The organism is Zwartia sp., from assembly GCF_049655405.1.
Taxonomy (GTDB): domain Bacteria; phylum Pseudomonadota; class Gammaproteobacteria; order Burkholderiales; family Burkholderiaceae_B; genus Zwartia.
Map to the genome: position 1 here is coordinate 108,486 of NZ_JBASJR010000009.1, position 12,401 is coordinate 120,886.

Genomic DNA, 12,401 nt, shown 5'->3' on the forward strand with positions numbered 1-12,401 from the left:
CTGTGCAAACACCCACACTCAAACTGCCCGCACTTCCTGTCGGTAGGCACTATCGTTTTCACGCGATGAACAAGCCTTCCGGTGCGGAATGCAATATCGATTGTGATTATTGTTTCTATCTGCACAAGACAGAATTGCTCGAGCACAAGCCACACGCGCGGATGGACGAGCCAACGCTTGAACAACATATTCGTCAATACATCGAAAGTCAGACGGGCGACCAAGTTGTTTTTTCTTGGCAGGGTGGCGAGCCCACATTAATGGGCCTGCCCTTTTATGAGCGTGTCGTTGCACTGCAAGCCAAGTACGCCAAACCAGGTCAGCGCATTGAAAATGATTTACAAACAAATGGCATTGCGCTCGACGATGAGTGGATTGCCTTTCTAAAAAAACATCATTTTCATGTTGGATTATCTATCGATGGTCCACGCGAATTGCATGACCGCTACCGAAAAACACGTAATAACAAGCCAACCTTTGATCTCGTCATGAGTGCTGCGCGCAAACTCGTTGCAGCGGAGATTTCCTTTGCCGCCCTTTGTGTCGTCAACCGTGCGAATGCCAAGCATCCCAAAGAGGTCTATCGATTTTTAGTCGATGAGGTCGGTAGTTGGCGTGTTCAATTCAATCCTGCAGTTGAACCACGTGCATTCAAGGAAACCGCACCGGGCAAGATGGATTTCTCCAGTGCGCCATTGCAAGACTCAGCGCGTGCAAAACCGGGCCATCCGCTTTCAATTGTGACGGACTGGTCCGTCGATCCTGATGACTATGGCACTTTCTTGGCCGGTGTCTGGGATGAATGGCTCGCAACGGATTTTGGTCGCATCCACGTCAATCTGTTTGAGACGGCAATCGCGCAAGCGGGTGGCCTACCTGCACAGACATGTACACAAGCGGAGTTCTGCGGCAAGGGACTGGCAGTCGAGCATGATGGTGAGGTGTATTCGTGTGACCACTTTGTTTATCCAGAATACCGCCTGGGTAACATCACTGAAACGCATTTGGGTGATATGGCCTTTTCCGCTGAACAGGAAAAGTTTGGCATGGATAAGCGTGACACCTTGCCCAAGCAATGCCGTAGTTGTGATTATCTACAGCTTTGCTGGGGCGAGTGTCCAAAAAACAGACTCATCAAAAGTCGTGACGGCGAAGCGGGCATGAACTATTTATGTTCTGGGCTCTATCATTTCTATGATCATATTGGCCCAGATGTCGTGCGTATTTTGAAACATCTTGGACGCCTACCCGACTAAAGACTCACCTGCATTTTTATTTTTTAGGCGGAAAAATTTCTTTCCAGTCATTCTTCATATCCGCCACTACCCAGCCTTTTGCCGGCGCCATATCCAGCGCTTTATCGAGACGCCCAATTGACGACTTGCGATCGTAGGCAACTTCTCTTACGTCATCGGTATGTCGAATCAGCATCCCAAATCGCGGGCCTTTGCCAGCAGTCGTCCACCACAACATTTCCAGATCGCCATCTGAGTTTCCAAAGGCCATCACCGGACGACGTCCGATCCGCTCTTGAATGCCGATTGGTTTATTTTCGCCATCGTCAATAAACTGAATCTCGGGTGTTCCCACCAATCGTGGCTGTCCATTGACGACTTCAAACTTTGTTTTAATTGAACTACCGATCACGCGTTCTGGAGGGATGCCATACACCATCTCAGTCCAAGGCCTCATAAACTGAATGCCACCTCCTGAAACGATATAGGTTTTGTAGCCGCGAGACTCGAGGTGTGCGAGTAACTCCAACATGGGCTGATAGACCATTTCGGTATATGGGCGACCTGTTCTAGGGTGAGGTGTGGTCTTGAGCCAATGTGTGACCATCGATTGAAAAGTTTCAGTGTCAATGCCTGCGTGTGTGGCAGCAATCAGCTCAAAAAGGCCCTTATTACCCGTGGCCATCACCCCCTTTATGTCATTTTCAAGTACGGCCTTGAAAGGTTGTGTTGTTTTCCATTCGGGGTGCTGGGGCGCAAGCGCTTTGATTCGGTCAAAGGTAAACGCAATTTGTACATATATAGGCTGCTCACTCCAGAGAGTCCCGTCGTTATCAAAAACAGCAATACGTTCAGGAATTGGCACAAACTCAGGACTGCCCTCTGTTGTGGTTTTATCAATAAAGCTCAATAGTGCCTGTTTTGTCGGCCCCTCATTCCAAGCGGGCAGCAGGCCTTGAGCGAAAGCATTGAGCGTAATAAAAAACAGTATGCCTGCGATCGTTTTCTTCATGACATCTTCCTGCCTATTTGTTTGAACCATAAAAAACTCCGCCGGGTGAGGGCGGAGTGAGTCTAGCGTGCATAGGTCGTTAAGAACACATGCGTTTACTTAGTTTTGTTGCGAACGCGTCACGGACTCCATCACGCGATCAAGGTTAAAGCTACCAGGCTTCTGGCGTGGAGGAAACTCCTTGAAGCTCTGGAGCCACTTACCAACATAGGCGCCCGCGGGTGCAATGGCGAACATGCGATCAAGATACCAACGCTGATAACCCATCGCATGCTCTTGCTGAGCACGTTCGAACGGATCCATTCGCAGGTTAGTCAATGCTGGAGCGCGCAACACAGTGAAAGGCTTTTGCCAAACTTCCAGGCCTTCTGCCTCTTGCTGCAGGAACGTCACTTTCCAGTTGTCGTAGCGCAGGGCTGCAACACTACCATCGTCCGTCCAGTAAATAAATTCACGGCGTGGCCAAGCTTTTTGCTCGCCTTTCAGTGCGGGACCGAGATCGTAGCCATCAAGATGGACCTTGTAGTTCATTTGCCCGATCTTTCGACCCTTCAGGAGATCTTCTTTAACGGTTTTGTCACCCGCTGCAGCCAATAGTGTTGGCACCATGTCCTCGTGCGCGGCGATGTCGTTATTGATAGTGCCTGGCTTAATCACGCCAGGCCACTTGATCATTGCAGGAACGCGATAACCGCCTTCCCAGTTTGTGTTCTTTTCGCCGCGGAACATCGTCGTACCGCCATCTGGCCAGGTAAAGGTCTCTGCTCCGTTATCTGTCGAGTACATGATGATGGTGTTTTCATCTAGACCGAGCTCTTTGAGCTTGGCGAGAATCTGTCCGACATGACCATCATGCTCAACCATACCGTCTGCATACACACCAAGTCCGGTCTTGCCTCTTGACGCTTCCTTGAGGTGCGTAAAGATGTGCATGCGAGTGGAGTTCCACCAGATAAAGAAGGGTTTGTCTTCTTTTTTGGAACGCTCCATAAAGTCGAGAGTTTTGACCATGACTTCATCGTCAATCGTCTCCATGCGCTTACGTGTCAAGGGACCGGTATCCTTGATCGCTCCACCAGCAAAGCTGTGGATAACACCGCGAGGGCCGAATTTCTTTTTAAATTCTGGATCTTTCGGGTAGTCAGGATTCTCTGGCTCTTCTTCGGCGTTCAGGTGATACAGGTTGCCAAAGAACTCGTCAAAGCCATGTGCGGTAGGCAGCATGTCATCGCGATCACCAAGGTGATTCTTACCAAACTGTCCCGTTTTGTAGCCACGTGCTTTCAGCAGCGTTGCCAGCGTTGGATCCTCTTTACGCATGCCCTCGGGCGTCCCTGGTAGACCGACTTTTGTCAGTCCTGTGCGAATCGGTGACTGACCGGTAATAAAGGCTGCGCGGCCTGCTGTACTACTTTGCTGACCGTACCAATCTGTAAAAAGTGCACCTTGCTTAGCGATGCTATCAATATTGGGGGTTTTATAGCCCATCATGCCCATGTTGTAGGCGCTGATATTAAACTGTCCAATGTCATCGCCCCAAAGGATCAGAATATTGGGTTGTTTCTGTGCCAAGGCTTGTGTTGACATCAATGCGCCTGCGGCCAAGGCAAGTGCAACAGTACTTTTCTTTAGCGTAAATTTCATCTTTGATCTCCGATGTTCGGAACTGGCTTTTTGATTTAATCATTCACAAGGTAAAACATTCCTTGTAATTGGAACACAATTGTCAAAATTCAAACACAAATTCTTACTGATTCATCTTCTATTTTTAGCCCTTATAACCAATGTTTACGCGGCTGAGAAGGCATATCTGGTCACGTTGCCTGTTACGAACCTTCCTGACATTTCATTGCATGTCTTTACCCCATTAGATACGCCAAAAGGCGTACTTATCGCACTTCATGGCTGCGGTGGCTTACTCTCAACGAACACAAAAAATGGTGACAAACTGTCATCCCGACATGCCGCAATGGCCCAATATGCCAACGCACTTGGCTGGATCGCCGTCTTTCCAGATAGCTTTACAACGCGTGGCCGTCGTGAAATTTGTACTCAAAAATTCTCCGAACGCACGATCAAACAAACCCAGCGTAAGGCAGACGCCCTTGCAACAGCGCAATGGGTAAAAGCTCAAGAATGGGTACCGCAAGCTTTAACAAATCCAGTCCAACCAAAGCTCAAAAGCGTGTTGTTAGGTTGGTCAAATGGCGGCTCGACGGTTTTAGAAACCATTGAATCACCAAAGAGTGCAGATGCCGCACTCACCAATGAAAAGATCACAACATTGATTGATCAAGCGGTTGCTTTCTATCCCGGCTGTTCTGCTCAACTCGCTCGCAATTACCGTACAAAGGTACCGCTGACGCTTTTTATTGGGGGACTGGATGACTGGACACCACCGCAACCATGTATTGATCTGGGGCGCAGCGTCGATGCGCAAGTCTATGTGTACCCTGACGCCCATCACGGCTTTGATAGTCCAACTGGCAAGGTACGTTTGCGCAAAGAAGTTCCGAACGGGGTCAATCCAGGTCAGGGTGTTCACGTAGGTCCCCATCCTGACTCGCGCAATGACGCGTACAAAAAACTTCAAGGCCTACTTGAACAATTGTCCGTATCAGTCAGATGAGCGATGAATGATTTTCATCATGCCTTGAGCGGTCATAATTTCCCGTTCCTCTACACGCAAGACACCGCGCATAAAAACAAGACTTGAACTCGAGCGTGTCACCTCCACCTGTGCAACGATAAAGTCACCCGCTTTTGCTGGGGATAAGAAATGCGTATCTAACTGGACTGTTGCGCATGGCCTGCGGCCTGTCGCGCTCCAAGCAATCATACTGATGGCTTGATCCATAAAAGATACGAGCATGCCTCCGTGAGCGATTCCGAGCGGGTTTTCATGACGGGACTCGACTTGCAAACCATACTCCCAAGTATTCTCAGTTTGCCTTGCCCAAAGCGGCCCGATCGTTGAAAAAAAACCTTCTACGCGACACACTTTCCAGCCATTTTCTTGGGGGTTGAATATTTGCTGCATCATTTTCCTAATCAGTATTGGCTCAAGTAAAAAGTTGGTCAGCGATCAGTCGTGCTTCCACTTGCATTTCTCCGACCAATTGTGTGAGCTGTTTTTTATTCAGTGCGTCCATCAAGCTTGCGCAAACAATCGTATGTGAGATTTTTCCTGTGGGTGTGAGCACAGGAACTGCAACGATCGTCACACCTGCGATATAGGCGTTTCGATCCATGCTGTATTGATTTTTTTGAGCAAATACAACCTCTTTGTTCCAGACTTTGAAATCGAGTGGTTTATCCCAACGCAATTTCAGAAATCGTTTTTTTATTTCTGCCTCTGACTGGCCTCCAAAAGCAGCCACCAGACGGCCTGTTGCACTGAGCAAGGAAGGAAACACACTCCCTACATCAACATGTAGCCGAAACGGAATATTGGAACGCGAAAGTGCGACCACCACCATCTGGTCCGGATCACCAACATCCACCCCAATCGCAGTCACACCCCATTGGGTCGAGAATTGATCGAGGACGGGCTGCACCAACAAAGGGAAAGCATTGGCCTCGATCGCGCTACGTGCCAAGGTCAACATACCTGCACCAAGCCGATAGTGCTTGGTTGTGCGATCAAACGAAACTAATTTCTCTTCAGTCAGTGCACGCAAAATATGTAAACACGTGCTCGGCACTATCTTTAGAGACTGGGCAATTGCATTCACACCCATGGGCGAGCGCATCTTACCGAGTAGACGCAAGATGGCAATCGCGCGCGACACGGCAGGAACCGGTCGTATACGGGGCACACTCAGGACAGATTCAGTCGGATTTTTCATGTGTCAATTGTATTGATATTTATTGTATCTATACAATAAACATTTTTATTTGACAACAAGACTTTGGATCGTTAAATTGACTAGAACAAATATCAATAATATTTAGAGACAACTCATGACTAGGCTCACCGAATACTTTTCGTATGCGGATGCACAAAAACATTTTTCCTCAGAGAAACTGTGGGAGCTGTTTAATGGCAACAGAGAACAACTCAATATCGCGCATGAGTGCGTTGACCGCTACGCAAGCAGTGATGAAACAGCATTGATTGTTGCTCGATCCGATGGGCCGGATGAGATCATTTCATATCGTGAGTTAGCAGATCGTTCTTCACAGGTTGCACACTATCTTGTCGCGCACCAGATCAAAGCCGGAGATCGTGTCGCAGTGATGCTGGAACCATCGCTTGCATTCTACGCCTGCATATACGGCATCATGAAAATGGGAGCAATAGCTGTCCCGTTGTTCACACTTTTTGGACCAGATGGTCTGCAGCTTCGCATCCAAGACTGCGCGCCAGCCATGCTGTTTACCAATGAAGAAAAGATTGGCATTGTCGATCGTGAAATGCTTAAACGTACTCAACTCGCTGATGCTTCGTTTTTGTCGTCGCTGAGTCAATATTCGTGCGCTTTCACGCCTTGTACCCGCGCCGATGACTATGCAATCTTTCAATACACCTCAGGTACGACGCGTGAACTCCCTGAAGCAGTCAAACATAAACATCGCTCGATTGTGACTCTCATGGTCGCAGCACTCTATGGCACCGGGCTGCGACCGGGCGACCGCTTTATGTGCCCCTCTTCTCCTGCCTGGGGACATGGGTTATGGCACGGAACTCTGGCTCCTATGGCGCTCGGACTCACAGTCGGCGCCTTTGCAGGAAAATTTAATGCTGATCACTTGCTCAAAAGCTTGGACAAACATCGATTCACGAATATTTCTGCTGCAGCCACCCACTATCGCATGATGAAAAATGCAGGGTCTGCCTCTCGTTACTCGTACCATCTAAAGAAGATGTCGTTCACCGGCGAGCCCATTGATAGTGCCACTGAAGAATTTATCGATCAAACCTTCGGTATCAGAGTGTGCAGCATGTATGGCACGACTGAGATCGGTGTCATTTTAGTGAGTTACCCGGGCGCACCAGACTTTGTCGTTAAACAAGGTTCCCTGGGTAAGGCAATTCCTGGTGCTCAGGTTCAAGTGCAAGACAGCGCAGGCATTGCTTGCCCACCTGGAGTGACTGGAGAGCTGAAAGTATGGCGCAAAGGACAATGGATACCGACAAAAGATCTCGGCCGTACCGATGAAGAAGGTTATTTCTTTCATGGTGGCCGCGCAGATGACGTCATCATTTCAGCAGGCTGGACGATGAGTGCAGTTGAAATCGAGGATGCAATGCTCAAGCATCCTGATGTCACAGAGGCGGCAGCAATCGGCATACCAGATGCGTTGCGCGGACAGTCTGTCAAAGCCTTTATCGTGACACAACGAAACGGGGACAAAGCATTTATAGAAGAACTTCAAACACTTGTGCGGACTCGCTTGAGTCAACATGAATACCCGCGTCAGATTGAGTTTGTCACTGAACTTCCAAAAACACCTGCAGGAAAAGTTCACCGCAAAAAACTACGAGAGCGAGAGCTGGATCACGCGCACGCGAACCCTTTGCAATAAAGCCATTTACGCATTTCTTTCTAATCATTTTTCATTGTCGGAAACAGCCATGTCATCCTCCTCTGCAGGTCAAAGAAATTTTCCAAAAATCACCGAGCAAGGGCTAGATGATTTACGTCGACGCATTGGTGTCAAAATAGGTGCCACGGCAGAGCCTTGGTGCCATGAAGCGACACGTGACAACATCCGTCACTACGCACACGGGATTGGAGACGACAATCCGCTTTGGTGCGATCCCGCATATGCAGCCAAAACGAAACACGGCGGACTGGTTGCACTCCCAAGTTTCCTCTATTCGACCAGCAGGATCGTTTCAGGCTATGTCGGTGGTTTGCCCGGCGTGCATGCCATGTGGTCTGGCTCAGATTGGACATGGCACAAATATGCGCAACGTAACGACGTCATCAGTACCGAGGCGTACCTGAAGGACTGTATCGAGCACGAAACACGCTTTGCGGGCAAAGCGATCCAACAAATCTACCATGTCGATTTTTTTAATCAAACGGGCGACAAGCTTGCTGAGGCCGACACATGGTGTTTTCGCACAGAGCGTGATCACGCCAGAGAGAAAGGGACTAAATACACCTCCGTTCAAGAAAAAGGTCATGTCACGTATTCGGATGATCAGATTAAAGAGGCATACAAACTCTATGCAAACGAAGAAGTCCGTGGCGCCAATACACGGTACTGGGAAGATGTGACAGAGGGTGAAGCACTGCCCGTTTTGTTTAAAGGCCCGATGACCGTAACTGGTTTCATTGCCTATGCTCAAGGCTGGGGTGGCTTGTATATTCGCGCCAATAAATTGGCATGGCAATTGATTGACGCCCATCCGGGCGTTGGCATCAAAAACCGTTTTGGAATTCCTGACGTGCCAGAGCGTGTACATTGGGAAGAGGATTTCGCGCTCGAAGTCGGTGCCCCTGGTGCCTATGACTACGGTCCTGAGCGGAGCTCTTGGCTGACCCACCAGCTGACAAACTGGATGGGGGACGATGGGTTCCTGTGCAAGGCGACCTGCAAGATCAGACGACACAACCCTGAGGGCGATATGATTTTCATCAATGCGAAGGTCGTCAGAAAATATAAAGAGGGCAACCGTCATTTGGTTGAAATCTCTCAAGAAGCCCACAATCAGGATAATGAGCTCTCTGTGCTGGGTACGGGTGTGGTCGAGCTTCCTAGTCGCGGATAAGTCTATGAGCGAACACCTGACACCACACGCTTGGCTCAACACTGAACAGTCAACGGGTTCATTGGCGGGTGTTCGTGTGTTGGATCTTTCACGTGTCGTGGCAGGTCCCTTCTGTGGACAGATGTTGGCAGATCATGGTGCGGATGTCATCAAAGTGGAATCTGCCGCAGGGGATGAAACTAGACGGCTGGGGCCTCCTTTTGTTAAACCCGATCAAGCGGCATATTTTTCTGCGCTCAATCGGGGAAAGCGCGGCATTTGTCTCGATTTAGGTCAGTCCCACGGACAAGCCGTTATCCGTGAATTGTTATCCGAAGCCGACATCCTCATTGAAAATTTTTTGCCCGGTACGATGGAGAAATGGGGCTTGGGATATGAGACAACCCTCGCCAGTCAATTTCCACGACTGATCTATTGCAGTATCTCTGGGTTTGGCAGGACGGGACCTCTTGGAGGCTTGCCCGGCTATGACGCAGTGCTGCAAGCGATGTGCGGCCTGATGAGCATCAATGGGGATGTCCAATCCGGTCCAACGCGTATTGGTGTCCCGATTGTGGATCAAGTGACCGGTTACACCGCTTTTTCGGGTATTTTGATGGCGCTTTTGGCGCGGCAACGGACTGGGCGGGGGCAGCGCGTTGATGCGACTCTTTTTGATACGGCGCTGAGCATGCTGATTCCGCATGGCTTGAACTGGATGAGTTCTGGGCAAGCTCCCGCCTTGACAGGCAGCGCGCATCCCAACATCCCCACCTATGATCGCTTTGATGTGCAAGATGGGCAAATGTTTTTAGGTATTGTGAACGATGCCCAGTTCGCTAGGTTTTGTAAACATATCAATCGCGAAGATCTTTGTCTTAACCCATTATTTCTGACCAATAGCCAACGCATGGCCAATCGGGAGGCTTTGCGTCAAGCGCTCGGGTGCGCACTCAAACACTTTTCCCGCGCGACGCTGTGCGAAGCGCTGATGAATGCGGGCGTGCCCGCAGGTCCTGTAAACACAGTCCCCGAGGCATTTGAGCAACCCCATGCCTATGCTCGGGATATGGTGATTGAACGGCCAGACTACCGGGGCGTGGGTTTACCCATCAAACTTTCTGACACGCCCGGTCAAGCCGGTCGCTGCCCCCCAGGGCTTGGTGAACACAACGATGAAATCATCAAACAATGATCATCTTGGTAATAAATCGCCCTTTTTACCTAATTTCGACTAGGGAAAGCGATGTGACAACGAAGGCTCCGACTTGTTTAGAATAAGGTGTCAACAATATTCAAGACATCAGGAGACAACATGAAATTGACGTTTAAACGCGGCCTCACCGCTGCTCTAGCCACTGTGATGGCTTACGGCCTCGTATCCCCCGACTCTGCGCAAGCCCAGACTAAGTGGCCTGAAAAGCAAGTCAAAATGATCGTACCTGCGCCACCTGGTAGTGCACCAGACGGTCAGATTCGCTTGATCAGCCAAAAACTTTCAGAAATGTGGGGCCAACCGGTCATTGTCGAAAACGTGGTGGGTGCCGGCGGGACAATTGGTACGGATCGGGTCGCCAAAGCAACCCCTGACGGCTATACCTTTTTGTATAACACCATCGGACCAATCGCTGTCGCTGAAAGCCTGATGGGCCCCGGCAAGCTGCCCTACAGCCCAGCCAAAGATCTGATCGCAGTCAGTCTCGCCACCAAAACACCAAACTGGGTCACTGTTCATCCCTCGGTTCCTGTTAACAACATCCAAGAATTGATCGCCTTAGCGAAAAAAAATCCAGGTAAGTTGCGCTATGGCACTGCTGGACCAGGTACGACTCAACACCTGACTGGCGAGTTACTCAACTTGGTTGAAGGTATTCAGCTTGTCGGGATCCCCTACAAATCCAGCGCGCAGATGACAACAGATGGCTTGGGTGGTCAGATCGAGATTTTGATTCACAACACGCCTGTTCTCTTGCCACATATTCGTGCACAAAAACTGCGCCCTCTCGCCATCACAAGCGACAAGCGTTCACCCGCCGAGCCCCAGATTCCAACGATGATTGAAAGTGGCGTCAAAGACTTTGAGATCACAGCTTGGTTTGGTTTCATGGCACCGGCAGGCACACCCAAGCCAATCATCGACAAACTGTCGCAAGATGTGGCTAAAGTGCTGGCAATGCCTGATGTCAACAAACGCATTGTGGATACCGCCACAGAAGTTGTTGGTAGCACGCCAGAACAGTATGCGGCCTTCATCAAGTCTGAAACAGCAAAGTGGAAAGACGTCATCATTCGCGCAAAGATGACCGCAGAATAAATGTAGCGTCTGCGCGTCAGGTCAAAACCTGACCATTGTTTGTTAAGTGCTGCCAGATTTTATTTTCTGGCAGCATTTTTTTTGCCTCATTCAGGTTCGATTGCAAGGTAGGCGCACCAGATTGACGCACACCCTCTCCCTTGTTTAGCGCATTGAGCCCGCTAGAACACGCCGAGACACCCCTCTTTATCTCACGCCCATCTTGTGACACAGGTTGGCACACATATTGCTTAGAGATTGATTCAAACACGACTTTCCATTTACGGGGGCATTATGAGTCATTCACGCGCATTCACCACTTTGGGTTTTACCGCAGCGCTCTTGGCGACCACAAGCGTCATGACGTCCGCCTTTGCTCAAACAAGCGCACCAGCCGCTGAGCCGACATCCGTTGTCACGCCTGGCCCCTTTACCGCCAACCTGACCCTGACCAACGACTACCGCTACCGCGGCATTTCGCAGTCAAACTTTCGCCCCGCGATTCAAGGTGGCTTTGACTATGCCCACTCCAGTGGCTTTTATCTTGGCAACTGGAACTCTTCGATTAGCTGGATTTCCGATTCCGCATCGCTGGCAGGCAACAATGCCTCAGCACCTATAGAAATGGATTTCTATGGTGGTTATAAGTATGAATGGTCCAAAGGTTTTACGGCTGACGTGGGTGTCTTGCAGTACTACTATCCCACGACCAATCTGTCTGCCTTTGCTGCGAATCCAAACACCACAGAAATTTATGCTGCTCAGAACTTTACGTTTGATGCAGTGACGGGTTATTTGAAGTTTTCATGGGCTGCCACCACACTCTTTGGTACTGCGAATAGTTCAGGATCGAACTACACAGATTTAACGGTGAACTATGACACTGGCGTTTGGGGTCTTGCACTGAACGCACACGTTGGATATCAGTATGTCGCGGGTCAAATTGCTGGCGGCGGAATGTCCAATAGCAGTCTGTACTCGTACACCGACTGGAAACTGGGCGTCACCAAGGACTTTGGCAGTGGATTCTCAGGATCGATGGCCTATGTTGGCACCAATGCAAAAGACGGTTCTTACATCAACCCACAACTGCAAAACCTCGGCAAGGGCGGATTTTTGATTTCGCTCACAAAAACGTTTTAATTCTTCAACGAAATG

General features: G+C 49.7%; 11 protein-coding genes. 7 read left to right on the forward strand and 4 right to left on the reverse strand.

From position 1 onward, the window contains the following. Positions 1-2: 2 nt before the first annotated feature. Positions 3-1,256, forward strand: a complete 1,254-nt coding sequence (locus WBJ47_RS06345) for an anaerobic sulfatase maturase (RefSeq protein WP_422246303.1) — start codon at positions 3-5, stop codon at positions 1,254-1,256. Positions 1,257-1,272: 16 nt separating this feature from the next. Here the strand turns inward: WBJ47_RS06345 and WBJ47_RS06350 are convergent, their stop codons facing one another. Both WBJ47_RS06350 and WBJ47_RS06355 read right to left on the reverse strand, forming a co-directional pair. After that, positions 1,273-2,247: an HAD family hydrolase gene (locus tag WBJ47_RS06350; RefSeq protein WP_422246305.1), complete on the reverse strand. Its 975-nt coding sequence runs from the start codon at positions 2,245-2,247 to the stop codon at positions 1,273-1,275. A gap of 99 nt (positions 2,248-2,346) precedes the next feature. Continuing rightward, positions 2,347-3,891 carry an arylsulfatase gene (locus WBJ47_RS06355; protein ID WP_422246307.1) on the reverse strand — a complete coding sequence of 515 codons (1,545 nt, stop codon included), beginning with the start codon at positions 3,889-3,891 and terminating at the stop codon, positions 2,347-2,349. Positions 3,892-4,096: 205 nt separating this feature from the next. Between WBJ47_RS06355 and WBJ47_RS06360 the strand changes: the two genes are divergently transcribed. Beyond that, the gene (locus WBJ47_RS06360) at positions 4,097-4,876 is read left to right on the forward strand and encodes a dienelactone hydrolase family protein (protein ID WP_422246308.1); all 780 of its coding nucleotides are present in this window, start codon (positions 4,097-4,099) and stop codon (positions 4,874-4,876) included. On the opposite strand, the gene WBJ47_RS06365 is transcribed toward WBJ47_RS06360, so the two are convergent. Continuing rightward, positions 4,865-5,290, reverse strand: a complete 426-nt coding sequence (locus WBJ47_RS06365; protein ID WP_422246310.1) for a PaaI family thioesterase — start codon at positions 5,288-5,290, stop codon at positions 4,865-4,867. The two genes, WBJ47_RS06360 and WBJ47_RS06365, sit on opposite strands and share 12 nt — an antisense overlap. A gap of 19 nt (positions 5,291-5,309) precedes the next feature. Next, positions 5,310-6,095, reverse strand: a complete 786-nt coding sequence (locus WBJ47_RS06370; RefSeq protein WP_422246312.1) for an IclR family transcriptional regulator — start codon at positions 6,093-6,095, stop codon at positions 5,310-5,312. Between the two features lie 115 nt (positions 6,096-6,210). Here WBJ47_RS06370 and WBJ47_RS06375 point away from each other — a divergent pair, with 115 nt between their 5' ends. The 5 genes from WBJ47_RS06375 to WBJ47_RS06395 all read left to right on the forward strand — a co-directional run bounded on the left by WBJ47_RS06375 (position 6,211) and on the right by WBJ47_RS06395 (position 12,386). Beyond that, the gene (locus WBJ47_RS06375) at positions 6,211-7,776 is read left to right on the forward strand and encodes an acyl-CoA synthetase (RefSeq protein ID WP_422246314.1); all 1,566 of its coding nucleotides are present in this window, start codon (positions 6,211-6,213) and stop codon (positions 7,774-7,776) included. A 49-nt stretch (positions 7,777-7,825) separates the two neighbouring features. Beyond that, positions 7,826-8,971 carry an FAS1-like dehydratase domain-containing protein gene (locus tag WBJ47_RS06380; protein ID WP_422246316.1) on the forward strand — a complete coding sequence of 382 codons (1,146 nt, stop codon included), beginning with the start codon at positions 7,826-7,828 and terminating at the stop codon, positions 8,969-8,971. 4 nt (positions 8,972-8,975) lie between these two features. Further along, positions 8,976-10,145 carry a CaiB/BaiF CoA transferase family protein gene (locus WBJ47_RS06385; RefSeq protein ID WP_422246318.1) on the forward strand — a complete coding sequence of 390 codons (1,170 nt, stop codon included), beginning with the start codon at positions 8,976-8,978 and terminating at the stop codon, positions 10,143-10,145. Between the two features lie 120 nt (positions 10,146-10,265). Further along, positions 10,266-11,264 (forward strand): Bug family tripartite tricarboxylate transporter substrate binding protein, encoded by a 999-nt coding sequence (locus tag WBJ47_RS06390; protein ID WP_422246320.1) that lies wholly within the window; start codon positions 10,266-10,268, stop codon positions 11,262-11,264. Between the two features lie 273 nt (positions 11,265-11,537). Continuing rightward, positions 11,538-12,386, forward strand: coding sequence for a TorF family putative porin (locus WBJ47_RS06395; protein WP_422246322.1), 849 nt, complete (start codon positions 11,538-11,540; stop codon positions 12,384-12,386). Positions 12,387-12,401 lie beyond the last annotated feature (15 nt).

Coding starts and splice junctions, on each gene's coding strand:
- WBJ47_RS06395 (WP_422246322.1), top strand. CDS start 11,538: ATGAGTCATTCACGCGCATTCACCACTTTGGGTTTTACCGCAGCGCTC.
- WBJ47_RS06355 (WP_422246307.1), bottom strand. CDS start 3,891: ATGAAATTTACGCTAAAGAAAAGTACTGTTGCACTTGCCTTGGCCGCA.
- WBJ47_RS06390 (WP_422246320.1), top strand. CDS start 10,266: ATGAAATTGACGTTTAAACGCGGCCTCACCGCTGCTCTAGCCACTGTG.
- WBJ47_RS06385 (WP_422246318.1), top strand. CDS start 8,976: ATGAGCGAACACCTGACACCACACGCTTGGCTCAACACTGAACAGTCA.
- WBJ47_RS06365 (WP_422246310.1), bottom strand. CDS start 5,290: ATGATGCAGCAAATATTCAACCCCCAAGAAAATGGCTGGAAAGTGTGT.
- WBJ47_RS06380 (WP_422246316.1), top strand. CDS start 7,826: ATGTCATCCTCCTCTGCAGGTCAAAGAAATTTTCCAAAAATCACCGAG.
- WBJ47_RS06370 (WP_422246312.1), bottom strand. CDS start 6,095: ATGAAAAATCCGACTGAATCTGTCCTGAGTGTGCCCCGTATACGACCG.
- WBJ47_RS06375 (WP_422246314.1), top strand. CDS start 6,211: ATGACTAGGCTCACCGAATACTTTTCGTATGCGGATGCACAAAAACAT.
- WBJ47_RS06350 (WP_422246305.1), bottom strand. CDS start 2,247: ATGAAGAAAACGATCGCAGGCATACTGTTTTTTATTACGCTCAATGCT.